Here is a 16208-nt window from a genome sequence, read left to right as displayed (position 1 = left end):
CGGAACTGCAACAAGGTTCAACAAAACTACCGGGAGCACAAAAACGCAGGTATGACAATTGTCACTGACCCTGAACAGCTTACGCAAAAATGACAATCCTTGCGTAGGTGAGCTTTTCGGTTGAACCAGGCTGTACGCCTTGCCAGCCCTTGATTCCCGGGAGTTGGAGCGCCTGCTTTTAACTCCGGAATAAATACACTGTCTGGATTTTTTCCGTTGTCAGGCTTTTGTCATATTGCTCAACACCCTTCCTTTTTGTTGAGGGGTGTTGGGCCCTTGCCGATGTGTGCGGATCCTGTTGAGGAGGAGAGGAGGGCGTATGCTGTGCATGTTCGCACCAGGCCAAAGCGTGGTGTTTTCTTGGGGGCTCCCCCTGCCCGGCGGCAGGGGGCGCTACGCTCCGGGGCTCGCTACCCGCTCGGCCCTAACGGGCTGGCCACCCCTGCGCATCGCTAGCCCGATGCCATGGCCAAGCCCATCAACCTGCGGCGCTTTGCCCCACCTTATTTGATGCGGATCTGCGCAGCAGCATTCACGAAGAGGGTATTGCCAATCCCTTCATACCCTTTGAAGAGCGCTGCCCCCTGATGCTTGAGGGGCCCGTCTCTGAACCCGACTATCGTCAGGTCTGCATCCTTAGATTTCTCGCAGATGATGGAGGTAGGGTCGATGTCTTGCTTGCGGGGGATGACCTCGATATTGTGCTGCGAGATGGGCAGCTGGCCGGCCTCTATCAAGCTGAAGAGGCGGTTCCGCTCTAAGTCGCAGGTATCTTCGGGGTAGATGGCGAAGATCTTGATATACCCTTGGCCCCATTCTCGGTGGCCGAGGATGATATACCCCAGAAGGATCATCAGGTTGGCGTTCTCATAGTCATTGGAAGTAATCCAAATATGTATGCTCTGTTTGAGCCCGTAGCCCCGCTCGGTGCTGCCCAATATCGCCAGGTCAAAATCTACCGATTTGATCAGCTTGAAGTTATCGACAATATCCTCCAGGTTTTGCGGCTGCATTTTGCTGAACTCCACGAGCAGGAGGTTGTTCTCCGTGCCGGATATGCCGGGCAGCTGAATGACCTGCGCTACGGCAGAGGTGTAAGAGGGGCTGATGAGGGTATCAATGTAGATATTGGAATGGCTGGCTTCTGCCATTTTGATGAGGCGGTCTTTGGAGGCTGTCGCCTCCTGATAAGTCGAGCGGGAAAGGTAGCCATTGATTTTGTGTATATAAGTGCCGAAGCCGTAGCGCTGTGCGATCCAGCGCAGCATATCAAACGCAGCCAGGCGGTCGAAGGAGTGCTCCGAAATGCAGACCGCAGAAGGGCGCCAGCTGCCTGTCTGTTCTTTATCTGCTTTTTGGAGGAAGACCTGCAGCTGCCGGCTGATCTGGAAAATCACCCCTTGGAAAATGATGGCAATGTTCTTCTTGTCCGGGTTGAAGCGGCTGACGAGCACGTAGATACCGACCATAAACAGCAGCGCCATGATGGCGTAGCCGGCGTTCATAAAGAACATAAGCCCGAAACAGGCGATAGCGCCAAAAAGGGAAATGTACCACCTCGATCGGAACGTGGGGCGGTAGGAAGGATCGGCGGCAAAGTGCTGCAGGAAGGAAATGAGGCAGAGCGAGCCGTAGGTGACCATGAAAAACATAGAGATGATTTCCGCAACAGCGTCTAGCCCGCCCATCATGATAAATACAAATGCCAGCCCCACCGTGACCACGGTGGCGTTGAAGGGCTCGTCGTTCTTCCCCCGCCCCCTAGACAGCCAATAGTTGACCACCCGGGAAGGGATGAGCTGATCGCGGGCAATGGCCTGCAAGGTACGGGGTGCCACGAGGATGGAGCCGATAGCAGAAGAGATGGTCGCTGCGGCCAGCCCAACCGGAATGAGCCACCATCCTTGCCAGGCAATCTCGCCCATAACGAGCCGGCTAGTGTCAGCCAAGTCTTCCGGGCTGGCAGAGGAAGCCAGCTTATAAGCAATGAACAAGTAGACAATCATGCCGGTCAGGGTGCCGGCCAAGGTGCCCAATGGTATAGATTTGCCCGGGTTTTTCAAATCCCCCGATAGACCTACCCCGGCCGTCATGCCGGTGAAAGCGGGGAAAATGATGGCAAATACGCTGAAGAAGCTCAGGGCGGCAATAGGCAGGGCAGCCCCTCCGGCAGCCGTTGCGGGCGGCGCCGGCCGCAGTTCTTCGATATTGGGGTTCGAGCTGGGCGCGGCCTCATCTGCGGCAGGCTGCCCAAAGCGGGCCACCGTATCGGGCAGGGCACCTGTTCCCGCAGCACGCGCTTCCTCCTGCACGTTTTGGATATTGGCGAAGGGGTCGAGGCTGTGCGTCCGCCCGTATTCTGTCTGCCCGGCAAAAAAGGCAATAAGAGCGATAAAAAGGGTGGCGACAACAAAGTAGAGCGTCTTGACGCCAAGGTCGGCCCCTTTGGCCAGCACAATGACGGTCAGCAAGATGAGCGCGGGGATACTCACCGTCTGTTTTTGCTCCAACAGCCAGGCTACAGCAGGATGGAAGGTATAATTGGCCTGCAGGAAATCGAGCAGAGGCGTGAAGGCTTCTGCAAAGGCAATGATGTAGAAGGCTACGCTGATGGCCTGGGAGAAATAGAGGGCTATGCCGATAGAAGAACCGATAACAAGGCCAAAGGAGCGGGATATGATGTAATACTCGCCTCCGCCTTCTACTTTCTGGTTGGTCGCAATTTCAGCTATGGCCATAGCTGTGGGTATGGTCACGGCATGCCCGATCATTATGATCAGTATGGTGCCCAACAGCCCCACCTGCCCTACGGCGAAACCAAAGCGCAGGAACATCACAGCGCCAAGGATAGTAGATATGGCGGTGAAGAAAACAGGGGCTGTGCCGAACTTGCGGGCAGAATTGCTCATACGGATGGTGTTTGCTAGCCCGGGCAAGATAGGGAAGTTGAAGCGCCCTGCCAAGAGGGGCGCCTTCTGGGCAGTCGCTTTTCCTGCAGCCTTATGCAAGCCTGCCCCTTTTCCAGCCCACGATAACCCTTGCTGTGCAATGGGAAATCAGATAAAGGCGATACCTTTGTGCTATGACACACCCACGCCCCGTTTATCAGTTTGCCTCCCCTGCCTTCCGGCGGCTCGGCTATGCTTTCATGCTTGGCCTGCTCGCCCTGGCCCTGCTGTTCTACAGGGAGCGCACCTGGATATTGGATATTGCTTTTCAGACTTTCCTCATGGCTAATGAAGGCAGCCTGCAGGTCATGGTCAACCGTTTTGGCTCAGCGCTGGTACAGCTGCTCCCGCTGGGCGCTATCCGGGCCGGGGCGCCCCTGCCCGTCGTTTCCATGTTGTACTCCGCTTCCTTCCCCCTGCTTTACCTGGGCTTTTACGCCCTTACGGTAAAAGTGCTGCGCAACGACCTGCTCGGCTGGGCGATTGTGCTGCTGTACACCCTCGTCGTCTATGATGCCTTCTACTGGGCCACCTCAGAGCAGCAGCAGGGGCTGGGCGCAGCCTTGGCCTTCTTTGCCTATTGGCTCCGGTTCCCGGTACAGGAGAAGCCCTGGATGTGGGGGGTGAGCGCCTTGGGAGTGGTCGCCCTGGCTTATTACCACCCCTTGATTTTTTTGTCTTTCTATTTCCTTTGGGCATTTTTTGCGCTCCACTTTGGGCGGGCCATCATAGGGCAGGCTTACCTGCTCTTGGCTGGCGGCATGGCGGCGGTGCTGGGTGCCAAAAGCTGGCTTTCGGCCAACTGGTACGATGCGGCCAAGTACAGCTCTTTCTCCGACAACCTCGTGGCCCTCTTCCCCAATTACCTCAGCTTGCCAGCACACAGCAAATTCCTGCAGCACGCCTTTACCATTTGGTGGGGCTTCCCACTGTTGCTCGGCATAGTCACCATTTTTTATGCTTACCGCAAAAAATGGCTCAAGCTGCTGCTCGTCTGGGTGAGCTGTCTAGGCTACCTCCTCCTGCTCCACATCGGCTCCCCGGAGTCGGAGCACCGGTTTTACGTAGAGGTCAACTATATGGCACTGGCTATTTTCACAGGCGTCCCTTTCCTCTTTGATGTAGCCCCCGCAATACCAGAAAAGCGCCTGCTCTGGGGGCTCGGCCTGCTCATTGCCCTGCGGCTGTTCCTGATCGGCGCTCACCACGAGCCGTTCCGGGAGCGTTGGCAATGGATCGAACGGCAGCTGCAAGCACAGGAGGGCGGCAGCCGGTTTTATTTGAAGGAGGGGCAGGCCCCTATGGACACCCTCCTCATGAGCTGGGGCATGCCTTATGAAAGCCTCATCATCTCCAAGGTGCGCATGGGGGAAGCCAAAACCTTGCTCGTACACCCCGACCTGGCACCTTTTGAGAATAGCCTGCAGGACGGCCACCGCTTCGTTACGCCTTTCCAAACTTACCCCGACAGCGCACTGAGCCCACGTTACTTCCCCTTGCCACCTGGCCCCTACCGCCCGCTTCAGGCTACCGGGCAGCAACCCCCTGCGGGGCACAGGTAGAATGCCATTGGGACGGCAACAGTGATTTTCAAAACACCGCAAGCAGGTCGGTCAGGGAGTGGCGTAAACCAAAATGCCGCAGGCGTTTATGCTCTTCGGGCTTCCCACCCCTCCGCAGCGCTAGGCCGGCATCATCATGGCACTGAAGTTTGCGGCATTACGGTTGGTGTCCACCGGAGCCCTAGTGCGACTAGACCGGATTAAGAGCGTGTTGGGACTTTAGTAATCGGTCTGTCCCGCTAGACAGCGGGACATTTTTTTGCTTATACTTCGCCCCGAAAACCCTTCCCGCTTTTGTGCATCAAAAGCGGGACTTGGCTAAACTCCAGTTTTCGGGTCTCGTTTGATCAAAAAATTGCTAGTTTCCGACTAGAAGACCAAAATCCCAACACGCGCTAAGTCTTAAGTTCAAACAAATTTGAGCAATATTAAAGGGGGCTTTGAAGTGATGCGCCAGGCATAGCGCACCAAAAAAAGGGCTTTCAGTGCAAGCGGCACTAAAAGCCCTCTCCCTTGCCGGGGGCTCTGCAGCCCTTCTCTTCTTATCAGGCTTTCGCCCAAGATGTGCCCTCCTTGCTGTCTTTGAGGACGATGCCTGCCGCCTGAAGGGCATCCCTGATTTTATCAGAGGTGCCCCAGTCTTTGTTGGCGCGGGCTTCCTGACGGATATCGATGATCAGGTCCATCAGGCTATCGATTGGGCCGGCGCCCTCGCCTGCCCCTTCCTCGTCGGTCAGTGCAAAGACGTCGTAGATGAAGTGGCTGAAGGTCTCTTTGAGCTGTGCCAGCGTAGCAGGCGCCAAGTCGTTCAGGCTCAGGTGTCCAGCATTCAGGCTATTGATTTTGGTCACGGCCTCAAACAAGACGGCAAGCGCTTTGGGCGTGTTGAAGTCGTCGTTCATTTCAGCATGTACCTGTGCAATCAAGGCCTTGACCTCTTCATCGAGTGCAGCAGGGCTGCCGTTGCCAGGATGAGCCATTTGCTGTAGCAGCTTATTGCCCTCCATGAGGCGTTTGTAACCCTTTTCTGCAGCTTGCAGGGCTTCGTCTGTCAGGTCGAGCGTACTGCGGTAATGAGACTGCAGCATGAAAAACTTTACGACCATAGGGCTGTAGCCTTTGGAAACGTGCGGGCTATCGCCAGTAAACAGTTGTGTGGGCGTAATGGTATTGCCATCGCTCTTGGACATTTTACGGCCGTTCATCAGCAGCATGTTGGTGTGCATCCAATAGCGGGCGCCACTGCAGTTGCAGGACCCCATATTCTGGGCAATCTCATTTTCGTGGTGGGGGAATTTTAGGTCGTTCCCCCCGCCGTGTATGTCAAAGGTTTCGCCCAGGTATTTGGTGCTCATAGCAGAGCACTCTAAATGCCATCCGGGGAAGCCTTCCGACCAAGGCGACGACCACCGCATTAGGTGCTCGGGAGCCGCTTTCATCCATATTGCAAAGTCGGCAGGGTGGCGCTTCTCGCCCTGATTCTTGAGGTTGTCGCGGGATTCTGAGAGGAGATCTTCGACCTTTCTGCCAGACAGCTGCCCGTAGGCTTTGGTCTCCTCTATAAATTTCAGGGTATCGAAATAGACCGACCCATTGGCTACGTAGGCGAAGCCGTTGTCCAGGATGTCTTGCACCATTTTGATCTGCTCCGGTATATGCCCGGTAGCACGAGGCTCGATGCTCGGCGGTAGTGTATTGAAAACCCGCATCATATCGTGGAAGCCATTAGCATACTTTTGTGCGATCTCCATGGGCTCAAGCGCTTCGAGCCGGGCTTTTTTGGAAATTTTATCCTCCGCATTGGTATCTGCATCCCCTTCCAGGTGGCCTACATCCGTGATATTGCGCACATAGCGCACCTTATACCCCAAGTACATCAGGTAGCGGTAGATGACGTCGAAGCTGGTAAAAGTGCGGCAGTTCCCCAAATGGACATCGCTGTACACGGTAGGCCCGCAAACGTACATGCCGACGTACCCCTCTGTGAGGGGCGTAAAACTTTCTTTTTCGCGGGTCAGGCTGTTGTAAATCTTAAGCGTATTTTCCATTCAGGGATGATTTTTGATCGCGCAAAAATAAGAAGCCCGGCGGCGGATGTCAAGCCGGGCAGAAGATAATGAAGCGGTTATTCCAACTGAAGCCGGGCTGTTACAGAGTAATGGTCAGACAAATGCTCTTTTTTTACTTGAAAGCCGAGCGCCCGCCAATGCCGGCTGTGCAGCACATAATCGATGCGGAGTGCAGGGATACGCCCTCCATAAGTGGTGCCCAGACCTGTGCCCGCCTCCCGGAAAGCGTCTGAAAGCCCGGCAGATACAGTACGGTAGGCATAAGACTGCGGCAGGGCATTGAAGTCTCCGGCCACAAGGGAGGGATAGGGGCTTTGGCGTATGGCCTGCGCCACTTCCTCTGCCTGAAGGGCCCGGCGCTGCGATGCCCGGCGGAAGCGGCCTGCAATGCCTTTGATGTTCGCCCAAGTCTGTGGCTCCTGCAGGTTGCCGTTGGCCGCTACCTCATCGGCCATGCCAGATACCCCGTTCGACTGCAGGTGGAGGTTGAACACCCGCACCGTCTGCCCTGCCGGCAGCACGATGTCGGCCCATTGGTAGCCATTGAACTGCTTTACGAAAAAGTGGGTTTGAGCTTGCTTTATGGGGTAGCGGCTGAACAGCGCCAATGCCCCGCCCGGCGTGTAGGCTGCGTACGGCAATCCGGTTTGTTTCTGGAAATGCCGCACAAAGGGGTTGTCCTGTTTCAGCGCAGGGAACTCCTGAAAGCACAGCACATCAACCTCCTCATTTACTGGGAACACCTGCTCTAAAGTGCCTGTATCATAACGCTGCCCGCCCCCGGAGACCCGGAAGCCGTATGCGTTGAAAGACTTGACCGTAATGCTCGCCTCAGGGCTGCCGGGCGGGAAGTTCAGCCCTACGAAACCTGTGACATGAGGCCAGCCTGCCAAGAGGCAGCCCAGGGAAAGCAGCACCTGATAGCGGCGCAGCGCAGCCCAGGTTATTATAAACAGCAAGTGGCCCACGAAAAGGCCAGGGAAAAGCAGGCTGAAAAAAGCCATCGGCCAGAAACGGGCCGGGCTGACGTAAGGCGACAGGTAGCACAACAGCGTGAGCAGCGCCCAAATGATGTTGAGCCACCTGAATACTTTCATGAAGGTTGCGTTTTATCGGGTGCAGGTAAACAAGGTGCTCGCCCTATGGCAAGGCAGCTCCGCAGCGGCCTACTTCTTGCTGGCATTGAACAGAAACTCCTTCTCCTCCTTGCTCAGGCTATCGTAGCCAGCGTCCTTGATCTTGTCCAAAATGGCATCTAGCTTCTCCTGATAGGCTGTGCTCTGTGGGCCATCAGGAGCCGCCTGCCCCCGCCCTGTGCTTTTGCGCTCGGGGTTGCGGTAAACCACCTTAGGGCCTTTGCGGCCGCCCTGTCCGGAAAAGAGCCGGTTGAAAAAGCCCTGTACCTTCTCCAGCACCCGGTTGACCGGCTCTGCAAAATCATTGCCTTGCCGGAGCTGCGCCACGAACAGCCAGCCGAAGGCTGCACCGCCCAAGTGGGCAAAATGCCCGCCTGTGTTGCCGCCCTGCGGGATGAAGATCAAATCTAAAAAGACCAGCACGGCTACAATGTATTTCAGCTTCACATCTCCAAGGAAAAGCAGGCGCATGATGTAGTCTGGCGCTATGCTGCCAGCAGCCACAACGATGGCCATGACGCCCGCAGAAGCGCCGAGCGCAAAGCGCCCGCCCGCGCCGTAGGGCAAAAGATTGGCAGAAATGAAAAAGACGATGCCGCCGGCTATGCCGCCCAACAGATAAAGCGGAAGGATGCGCTGATCGCCTATGAAGTCCCCTACAATACGCCCAAACCAGTACAGGAACAGCATATTCCACAAGATGTGGAAAAAACCTTCGTGCAGGAAAATACTAGTGAAGAGCCCCCAGGGGTGGGTCAGAAAGAATGTCCAGTCCGAGGACATGCAAAAGAAGTGCAGTATCGTATGGTACAGGCCAGGCACCACGCCGGCATTGCCCAGGTAGAGGAACAACTGCACCAAGTTGATCAGTACGAAAACGGCTACGTTGATAATGATCAGCTGAGTGATCATATTACCCCGGCTGAGCTCCCGTTTTACGTCATCCCAGATAGACTGTAGCATAGGTTCTTTGGTTCAAATGAAGTTTTCAATGGCCTGCACTGCAAGTTAATGGCTTTGCGCCAAATTCTCCAGCAGCGCTAAAGGCGAGAGCCATAGCGGCGCCAGTACAAGATGAGCAGGAAGCCGAACAGCGCCCCCCCTAAGTGGGCGTAATGCGCTACTCCGGTATTAAAATTGCCCAGCCCCATGAATAGTTCAATCCCAGCATAGATGAGTACAAAGTACTTTGCCTTCAGCGGGATGGGCGGAATGAGGAGCATGATGCGGCTCTCCGGGAATAGCATGCCATAACCGATCAGCACGCCAAAGACGGAGCCCGATGCGCCCAGTACGGGCACATTGGCCATAAAAGCAGAGGTATCCGCCCCTCCCAAATCGATAGCGCGTACCAGCGTATGCAATAGGGCTGCACCAAAACCAGTGAACAGGTAATAGAACAGGAAGCGCTTCGGCCCCCAGGTGGCCTCTAAAGGGGGGGCAAACATAAAAATGGCGAACATATTAAAAAACAGGTGCCTCAGGTCGCTGTGCATAAACATATGGCTGACCAGCTGATAGGGGCGGAAGTAATCGGATGTAGGGTAGAACATGGCCAGCCGGAAACGGCCCCAGTTGGAAAAGTCGGTCATGCGCTCATTCACCAGGTCGTTCATCACGCCCGGGCCGGGGTCTCCCAAGAGCATAGTGCCCAAATACATGAGGATGTTGATGAAGAGTAGGTGCTTGACGACTTCTGTGACTCTGAACATAGCTTCAATCGTGGTTCGGCAGCAAGTTTGTTGGATAATTGCGCGCTTATTGGGCAACGGCCCGCTACAGTACCTGCATAGGCGGGGAAAGTAGCTGCTGCAGGTTCTTTTCTGCTCCCCCACTGGCAATCAGTGCTGGCACAGCCTGACAGCTCGATACTCCTGAGAATAAGGGCACCCCCTTTTTTCCTAAAGCAAACTTGCCCTTCGGGCATTCAGCCGAGGTAGCAAGCTGGAGACCGCCAACGCCGCAAGTATGTGCTGTGGCACGCAATAAGCCTCATTAAAAGCCATAGCCGCGGGTGTTTGTTTGCGGTGTAAGGTTTAATTTTTACGGACGTCCAGGTTTTCAGGGCCAATACCGCTTGCCCTCAGACGGCTGCAGGCTGGGCTGCTATCTCTGAAAGCGGCCAGCCAGCTCATCGAGGTCCATGGTAATAAAGCACCGTTTGCCTGACGGGCTCTGAAAAGGGACCTCACAGGCAAAAAGCTGATCGATGAGGGTCTGCATCTCCCGTTCATCAAGCATCTGTCCTGCTTTGACCGCTGCACTCCTAGCCATTGCCCGCGCAATGCGCTCCTGTACATCAAGCTTCATATCCTGGTTGCCCTTGTACTGCTCCAGCAGCCCTTCAAGCAGGGCGAGCTCATCCTGTTTGCCAGAAAGCTCTGCCGGTATGCCGTTGACCACAAAAGTGTTGGCCCCAAATTCCTGCAGGTCAAAGCCCAATTGGTTGATGGGCTGCAGCAGATCCTTGAGCAGGGCCGCATCAGCTGGGGAGAGCGTAAGCGTGCGGGGGAACAGCTGCTTCTGTGTGCTTTGCTTCTGCTGTTGTAGCACGTGCAGGTAGCGCTCGAACAGGATGCGCTCGTGTGCTGCCTGCTGATCGAGTATCATCACGCCCGACTTGATCTGTGTAAGGATGTAGGTATTGTGCAGTTGCTGAGGCGATTTCCGAACTTCCTGCCCTTGCCTCGTTTCAGCCGGGCGGGCGTCATCGGTTTCTTGGTCATCCTGCCAGTCGCTTTCCAAAGTGAGCGCTTTGGGCGCTGCCGGGGCCGGGCCTCCTCCTGAGCCTTCCTGGTCAAAGGCATCCAAGCCCTCATAGGCTTTCTCCCAATTGCGGAGGTTGCTGGCCTGCCGCTTGGCCTCTTCCCCAGGGAGAGGCCGCTTTACGCCTCCGCTCAGGGCAGCGCTACCCGATGCAGCGGCACCCTCACGCTCTGCTGCCGGCCGGGAGACCGCAGGCAGTTGCGCAAAAGCCGGGTCCTGTTCAAAATCGAGGGTAGGCATGATATTGTACTGCCCCAGCGCATGCCGCACCGTTACCCGCAGGTAGTTGTAGACCAGGCGCTCGTCTTCAAACTTGATCTCTTGTTTAGTCGGGTGCACATTGATGTCTATCCGTTTGGGGTCCAAGTCTATGAAAATAACGTAGAGCGGATAGGTGCCTTCCGGCAAAAGGTCTTCATAGGCGGCTACCAGGGCATGATTGAGGTAAGCGCTCTTGATAAAACGGTTGTTGACGAAAAAATACTGCTCGCCCCTCGTCTTCTTGGCAAACTCAGGCTTGCCCACATAGCCAGAAAGCTTCAGCACATCGGTCTCCTCGTTCACCGGCACCAGTTTTTTGTTGGCCGCGCTGCCGAAAACGCCGATGAGCCGCTGCCGCAGCTTGCCTGCGGGCAAGTGGAACAGCTCGGAGCCATTGTGGTGCAGCGAAAGGAATACATCTGCATTGGCAATAGCGATGCGCTGAAACTCATCGATGATGTGGCGCATCTCTACGGTAGCCGACTTGAGGAAATTCCGCCGGGCGGGCACATTGAAGAAGAGGTTCTTGATGGAGAACGTCGTGCCGGCAGGGCACTGACAGGGCTCCTGCACTTTCACCTCCGTGCCCTCTATGACGAGGCGTGTCCCCAGCTCGTCGCTGTGCCGGCGGGTTTTGATCTCCACTTGTGCTACCGCAGCGATGGAAGCCAAGGCTTCGCCCCTGAACCCCATAGTGCGTATGGAGAACAGGTCGTCTGCCTGCCGGATTTTGGAAGTAGCGTGGCGCTCGAAAGCCATGCGCGCATCGGTAGGCGACATGCCGCAGCCGTTATCGATCACTTGGATGAGCGCTTTGCCGGCATCTTTCACCACCAGCTTGATGCTCGTAGCACCGGCATCGATGGCATTTTCAATTAGCTCTTTCACGGCTGATGCCGGACGCTGAATCACCTCGCCTGCGGCAATCTGATTAGCTATGGCATCGGGCAACAGCTGAATGATATCAGCCATATTGGATGTTTATTTTGTAGATAAGTTCTGGTTCAAATTCTGCGCCTTAGCGCTTGTTTGGCTCGGTTTTGTCATGAAATTTTAGCGAGGAAGCCAGGCTTGTAAAGCATTGATCTGCAATAGGGGCGAGCTCCACGCATACGCTTACCCTCCAATCGAAGCTGCAATCTCCGGCAGGTATACACTGATGAACATATACGAGAACAGCAGCAGCAGTACGATGATGCTCAGCAGTACGAGGTTGGACTTCCGGACCTGCCGGCTGCGGAAGCGGTTGTCCTCCGCTTTTTGGTACCCCCTGCGGAAACTGCCGGACAAGCGGGCTTTCACGCCGTCTGCTTTGCCTGCTTTCACTTCTTCGACACGCTTGAGCCGCTCCTCAAGGTCTTCTTTCTCGGGGTTCCAATATCGGGGCTTGTACTGATATTGCTGGTGCTTGGGCAGCTTTGAAAATCGGATAAAGGCCATAATTGTAAAATACGGTTAAGGGGGCCTGCCAAAAGGCAAAGGCCAGACCCAAGTTATGAAAAATTATAACAAGGTGCGTACTCAAATGGTTATACCTGGGCAGTTGTGGCCAGCAGATGGCAGTGGGCGTGAACCAAAATGTCGCAGGCGTTTATGCTTTTGGGGCTCTAGCCTGGCATTGGCCTAGCGCTGCGAAGGGGCGGCAGGCCTGATAAGGCCGAGCGAAGAGCGAGCCCCGTAGCATAGCGGCACCTGCCCTCACGGCAGGGGCAGGCCCCCCAAAAAAAACGACAATCTGGTTGGCGCCCATGGCAGTCTTCTGGCCTAGGCATGTCGTTTATTGGCCGCACCATACAAGCAGATGGCCGAAACCTCGTTTTTGGCGCAGCCATTTTGTCCATTTGTGGCGTCCTGCTCTAGGCAAATCCTCTATTTTTAGCCTTTGCCGAAAGGCCTAACCACCCTAAACATTATGAAGTATATCCTGCTTTTTGCCTTATTTGCCGCCCCCTTTTGCCTCATTGCGCAAGCCGGGCTCTCCGGGCAAGTGACCGATACAGATGGCGCGCCCCTTTCTTTTGCCACCATCTTCGTCAAAGAGACGGGCAGCGGGGCGACTACCAACGAAGAGGGCCGGTACGAGATCCGCCTACAGCCAGGAAGCTATACTTTGGTTTTTCAGTTCCTCGGCTACGAAACCGCCTCCCGGGAGGTGCGCGTTGGCAGCCGCTTTGAGCAGCTCAACGTAAGCTTAAAGCCACAGGCTTTGCAGCTGGAAGAAGTGGAAGTGGTGGACGGGGAGGAAAACCCTGCCTACACGGTCATGCGCAAGGCGATTGCCAAAGCGAGCTACCACCGGCAACAGCTGAGCAGCTACACCGCAGAGGTCTACATCAAGGGCACTGGCCGCCTGCTGAAAGCACCGGCCTTGCTGCGCTCCACTATGGAGGAGGAAGGGATCGACTCCTCCTTCGCCTTCACCACGGAGTCGGTAAGCGAGATTGCCTATGAACACCCTGGGGTATTCCGGGAGCGTGTCATTTCTGTTTACAGCACGGGCAACGACAACTCCACTTCTCCTGCGGCTTTTATCAATGGCAGTTTTTACGAGCCCGAGATCGGAGAGGCCGTCTCCCCCCTTTCCCCAAGGGCATTTGCCTATTACCGCTTTGAGCATGCCGGCTTTTTCCTGGACCGCGGTTTTGGCGTCAACAAAATAAAAGTGATCCCGCGCAGCCCCGGCGATCGGGTGTTTGAGGGGGAGATCTACATCATCGAAGACCTGTGGAGCATTTACAGCCTCGATATGCAGACTCAGCGTTCGGGCTTTACGGTAGACATCAATCAGGTGTATGCGCCTGTAGAAGCTAAAGCCTGGCTGCCCGTTAGCCATCAGTTTGAGGCCGTCGGCAGTGTGTTGGGCTTTATTTTCGAATATAAATATCTGGCTACCGTGAGCGGCTACGACATTACCCTCAACCCGGACCTTGATGTCACCTTTACGGTCATAGACGAAGACTTAGAGCCTGAGCCCGCAACGCGCGCGCCCGGCAAAAGCCCGCAGGAGCGGCTGGAGCTGGGGCAGGAGCTTTCCCGGAAAGAGCTGCGCAAGCTGATGCGGGAGTACGAAAAGGAGGCCCGCAAGGAGCAGGATGAGCCGGAAGTGGTAGAAGAGCGCTACTATGAGATCGACTCCACCGCTTACCGCAAAGACGCTGACTATTGGGCCGAAGTGCGCCCGGTGCCCCTTACCCCGATCGAAGTGCGCAGCTACGCGCGCCTCGACAGCCTTAGCGAAGCCAAGGACTCTATCGCCGGGCTTGATTCCCTAGAGCTGGAGGGCAATGATTTTGGGCTCGGTTTTGTTGGCGGCCTCATCGGCGGCAGCAGCTACAAACTGGGGGAAGGGCAGGTGTTTGCCCACAGCGCCCTTTGGAGCCGCACCTTGTTCAACCAGGTGGAGGGCTTTAGCCTCCACACCGACCTTTCCTACGCTCTGAACCGGGGCAATACCCGTTTTTCTGCTACGGCTACCCCCCGATATGCGTTTGGCCGAAAGGCCCTTACGGGAAAAGGGGAGCTGGGGCTGAGCTATGGGGGCAATGGGCAGCACCGCACTGCCCTGGAAGGCGGCCGCTATGTGCACCGCTATAATGGTGAGCAGGCTATCGATTTCTTTTTTAACACTTATGTCAACCTCTTCACTGACCGCAACTTTATCCGGATCTTTGAAAAAGACTACCTCAAGCTTTCCCACCGGCATACCTTGCACGACAACTGGAGCATCGATGTCTCTGCTGAATGGGCAAGGCGCTACCGCCTGGAGAACATCACCCGGCAGGTATGGGTAAATTATGACGACCGCTCTTATGCATCTAATACCCCACAGAGCCTAGAGCTCATCAGCTCGGCAGAGGGGCTGCCGGAAACGGAGCGCGCCATGATCGTACAGGCTGCTGTGGAGGCCCGCCCCTGGCAGAAATACCGGGCATACAATGGGGAGCGGCAGCCCATAGCTGGCACCTCGCCTACGCTGACGCTCCGCTACCGGCAAGGGCTGAGCGGTGTTTTTGATAGCCAAACCGACTACGCCCTGCTCGAAGCAGGCGTAAAGCAGCAAATCGATATCGGCGCGCGCGGCCGCCTTGATTTCCGGGTGGACGCTGGGCTCTTCCTGCACGACCGCTATGCCGGCTTTGCGGATTACCGCCACTTTGCTGCCAATCAGCTCAACCTGACGCTGGCTGCTGGCACAGAGAGCTACCGCCTGCTGCCTTACTATATAGCTAGCACCCGCGACCGCTACCTGAGCGCTGCAGTACAGTATCAGTTCCGCAAGCTGCTGGCTACGCAGTTCTCTCGTGTACAAATGCTCGGCATCAAGGAAAATGTCTTTGCGGATTACCTCATTACCCCTTCCTTTGGCTCTTATTACGAGGTAGGCTACTCCCTCGACAACGTGCTGCGCTTGTTCCGCATAGAGCTGGCTTTCTCCTTCGATGAGCAGGGCTACCGCGACTGGGGTATTTTGATGGGGGTCGCCACCGGCATCAGCACTGGCAGCGATGGCAGCTTTAGCCTGACTGTACAGTAGTTTTATCGCTGCTTGAACGCCCATGCCGAGGCATAAGCTACCACTCAACCGATAAGCAAGGCGCGGCCGGTATGGAAGAACAATTGAGGGGCACGTACTGCTGCCGGGCCCGGCAGCAGTACGTGCCAGATCAGTGCAGCGGTGAACAGGAATATGGCAGAACGTAAAAGCTTTTCTTTCATAAGGATGTGCAGTGGTTTGGAAAAAGGGGGGCAAACCAGCCGCCCCCAAACAGCGTGGCTGGATCAGGTATTTCTCTCCATTTTGCCCATCAGCTTTGAGAGAGGTATTTTCGGTATTGAACGCTCGGCTGTTGCGTTGGATCACGAACAAGTACAAATCATTCCGAAGGCGTAAATACCAAGCTTGGCAGAAGTTGAAGGAAATCTCCAGCGACTTTCCTAACCTGTTCGAGCATTGGAAATACGGCTATACCCCCTAATCACCTTCTAGTCCTGAAGAGCCGTATGAATCGAGAGGTTCACGTATGGTTCTGTGAGAGGTTTGGGGGTGAAATTCCCCCTTACCTACTCGACTTCTCCCTATATTTCAATAATTATTTTATTTTCTGAGAACCCTCCAAATATGCCATATCCATTTTTGATATTTGAGAAGATGAAATTGGGTTCTGTAAACGGAACTTCAAATCCTTCCGGTTGAGGGCGGTTACTTTTTAGATACTCATAATAATCTTGTGAAATACCTTTGACTGAAATTTCAACATCTTGGGCAATTTCTTGGTCTAATGATTTCGTTTCCATTCCCAACTTTAAAGAATAGTTTTGACCATTGAAGCAATCATCGGGAAAAAAAAACTCGTCCGTTTGGCAAGGGTCAGCGGAAAAATCGGATTTACCGGGCAACCAAAAATTAAAATTAGATGATGCTTCACCATTTATTATTAACGTAGCTTCTACAAAATAATAATTTTT

At 55.1% G+C, this 16208-nt stretch carries 12 protein-coding genes; 3 read left to right on the top strand and 9 right to left on the bottom strand.

Annotation, left to right across the window (positions count from 1 at the left end):
* Window positions 1-503: 503 nt before the first annotated feature.
* Window positions 504-2909 carry an APC family permease gene (locus FRY97_RS16925; RefSeq protein ID WP_147168753.1) on the bottom strand — a complete coding sequence of 802 codons (2406 nt, stop codon included), beginning with the start codon at window positions 2907-2909 and terminating at the stop codon, window positions 504-506.
* 173 nt (window positions 2910-3082) lie between these two features.
* On the opposite strand from FRY97_RS16925, the gene FRY97_RS16920 reads away from it, so the two are divergent.
* A complete protein-coding gene (locus FRY97_RS16920) occupies window positions 3083-4510 on the top strand; it encodes a hypothetical protein (protein WP_147168752.1) in 1428 nt (475 codons plus the stop codon).
* A 545-nt stretch (window positions 4511-5055) separates the two neighbouring features.
* Here the strand turns inward: FRY97_RS16920 and cysS are convergent.
* The 6 genes from cysS to FRY97_RS16890 form a co-directional block, all read right to left on the bottom strand.
* The gene (cysS, locus tag FRY97_RS16915) at window positions 5056-6558 is read right to left on the bottom strand and encodes a cysteine--tRNA ligase (RefSeq protein WP_147168751.1); all 1503 of its coding nucleotides are present in this window, start codon (window positions 6556-6558) and stop codon (window positions 5056-5058) included.
* Between the two features lie 77 nt (window positions 6559-6635).
* Window positions 6636-7676: an endonuclease/exonuclease/phosphatase family protein gene (locus FRY97_RS16910; protein ID WP_147168750.1), complete on the bottom strand. Its 1041-nt coding sequence runs from the start codon at window positions 7674-7676 to the stop codon at window positions 6636-6638.
* A gap of 69 nt (window positions 7677-7745) precedes the next feature.
* Window positions 7746-8678, bottom strand: coding sequence for a rhomboid family protein (locus FRY97_RS16905; protein WP_147168749.1), 933 nt, complete (start codon window positions 8676-8678; stop codon window positions 7746-7748).
* Between the two features lie 77 nt (window positions 8679-8755).
* Window positions 8756-9427 (bottom strand): rhomboid family intramembrane serine protease, encoded by a 672-nt coding sequence (locus FRY97_RS16900; RefSeq protein ID WP_147168748.1) that lies wholly within the window; start codon window positions 9425-9427, stop codon window positions 8756-8758.
* 394 nt (window positions 9428-9821) lie between these two features.
* Window positions 9822-11714, bottom strand: coding sequence for a DNA mismatch repair endonuclease MutL (gene mutL, locus FRY97_RS16895; RefSeq protein ID WP_147168747.1), 1893 nt, complete (start codon window positions 11712-11714; stop codon window positions 9822-9824).
* A gap of 144 nt (window positions 11715-11858) precedes the next feature.
* Window positions 11859-12182 (bottom strand): hypothetical protein, encoded by a 324-nt coding sequence (locus FRY97_RS16890; protein ID WP_147168746.1) that lies wholly within the window; start codon window positions 12180-12182, stop codon window positions 11859-11861.
* A 472-nt stretch (window positions 12183-12654) separates the two neighbouring features.
* Between FRY97_RS16890 and FRY97_RS16885 the strand changes: the two genes are divergently transcribed.
* Window positions 12655-15276, top strand: coding sequence for a DUF5686 and carboxypeptidase regulatory-like domain-containing protein (locus FRY97_RS16885; RefSeq protein WP_147168745.1), 2622 nt, complete (start codon window positions 12655-12657; stop codon window positions 15274-15276).
* 44 nt (window positions 15277-15320) lie between these two features.
* Here the strand turns inward: FRY97_RS16885 and FRY97_RS22445 are convergent, their stop codons facing one another.
* The gene (locus FRY97_RS22445; RefSeq protein ID WP_170254705.1) at window positions 15321-15458 is read right to left on the bottom strand and encodes a hypothetical protein; all 138 of its coding nucleotides are present in this window, start codon (window positions 15456-15458) and stop codon (window positions 15321-15323) included.
* Window positions 15459-15469: 11 nt separating this feature from the next.
* Between FRY97_RS22445 and FRY97_RS23370 the strand changes: the two genes are divergently transcribed.
* Window positions 15470-15718 carry a group II intron maturase-specific domain-containing protein gene (locus tag FRY97_RS23370; protein ID WP_147168744.1) on the top strand — a complete coding sequence of 83 codons (249 nt, stop codon included), beginning with the start codon at window positions 15470-15472 and terminating at the stop codon, window positions 15716-15718.
* Between the two features lie 100 nt (window positions 15719-15818).
* Here FRY97_RS23370 and FRY97_RS16875 read toward each other — a convergent pair.
* A partial coding sequence (locus tag FRY97_RS16875) for a DUF4249 family protein (RefSeq protein WP_147168743.1) occupies window positions 15819-16208 on the bottom strand: 390 nt, incomplete at its 5' end.

The sequence above is a fragment of the Phaeodactylibacter luteus genome (assembly GCF_007993045.1).
GTDB lineage: Bacteria > Bacteroidota > Bacteroidia > Chitinophagales > Saprospiraceae > Phaeodactylibacter > Phaeodactylibacter luteus.
The sequence above is the reverse complement of the archived record's forward strand: the minus strand, read 5'-3'. Positions and strand labels throughout refer to the sequence as shown.

What these genes read in the sequence shown, in the direction of transcription:
- FRY97_RS16925 (WP_147168753.1), bottom strand. Translation starts at nt 2,909, where the DNA reads ATGAGCAATTCTGCCCGCAAGTTCGGCACAGCCCCTGTTTTCTTCACC.
- FRY97_RS16920 (WP_147168752.1), top strand. Translation starts at nt 3,083, where the DNA reads ATGACACACCCACGCCCCGTTTATCAGTTTGCCTCCCCTGCCTTCCGG.
- cysS (WP_147168751.1), bottom strand. Translation starts at nt 6,558, where the DNA reads ATGGAAAATACGCTTAAGATTTACAACAGCCTGACCCGCGAAAAAGAA.
- FRY97_RS16910 (WP_147168750.1), bottom strand. Translation starts at nt 7,676, where the DNA reads ATGAAAGTATTCAGGTGGCTCAACATCATTTGGGCGCTGCTCACGCTG.
- FRY97_RS16905 (WP_147168749.1), bottom strand. Translation starts at nt 8,678, where the DNA reads ATGCTACAGTCTATCTGGGATGACGTAAAACGGGAGCTCAGCCGGGGT.
- FRY97_RS16900 (WP_147168748.1), bottom strand. Translation starts at nt 9,427, where the DNA reads ATGTTCAGAGTCACAGAAGTCGTCAAGCACCTACTCTTCATCAACATC.
- mutL (WP_147168747.1), bottom strand. Translation starts at nt 11,714, where the DNA reads ATGGCTGATATCATTCAGCTGTTGCCCGATGCCATAGCTAATCAGATT.
- FRY97_RS16890 (WP_147168746.1), bottom strand. Translation starts at nt 12,182, where the DNA reads ATGGCCTTTATCCGATTTTCAAAGCTGCCCAAGCACCAGCAATATCAG.
- FRY97_RS16885 (WP_147168745.1), top strand. Translation starts at nt 12,655, where the DNA reads ATGAAGTATATCCTGCTTTTTGCCTTATTTGCCGCCCCCTTTTGCCTC.
- FRY97_RS22445 (WP_170254705.1), bottom strand. Translation starts at nt 15,458, where the DNA reads ATGAAAGAAAAGCTTTTACGTTCTGCCATATTCCTGTTCACCGCTGCA.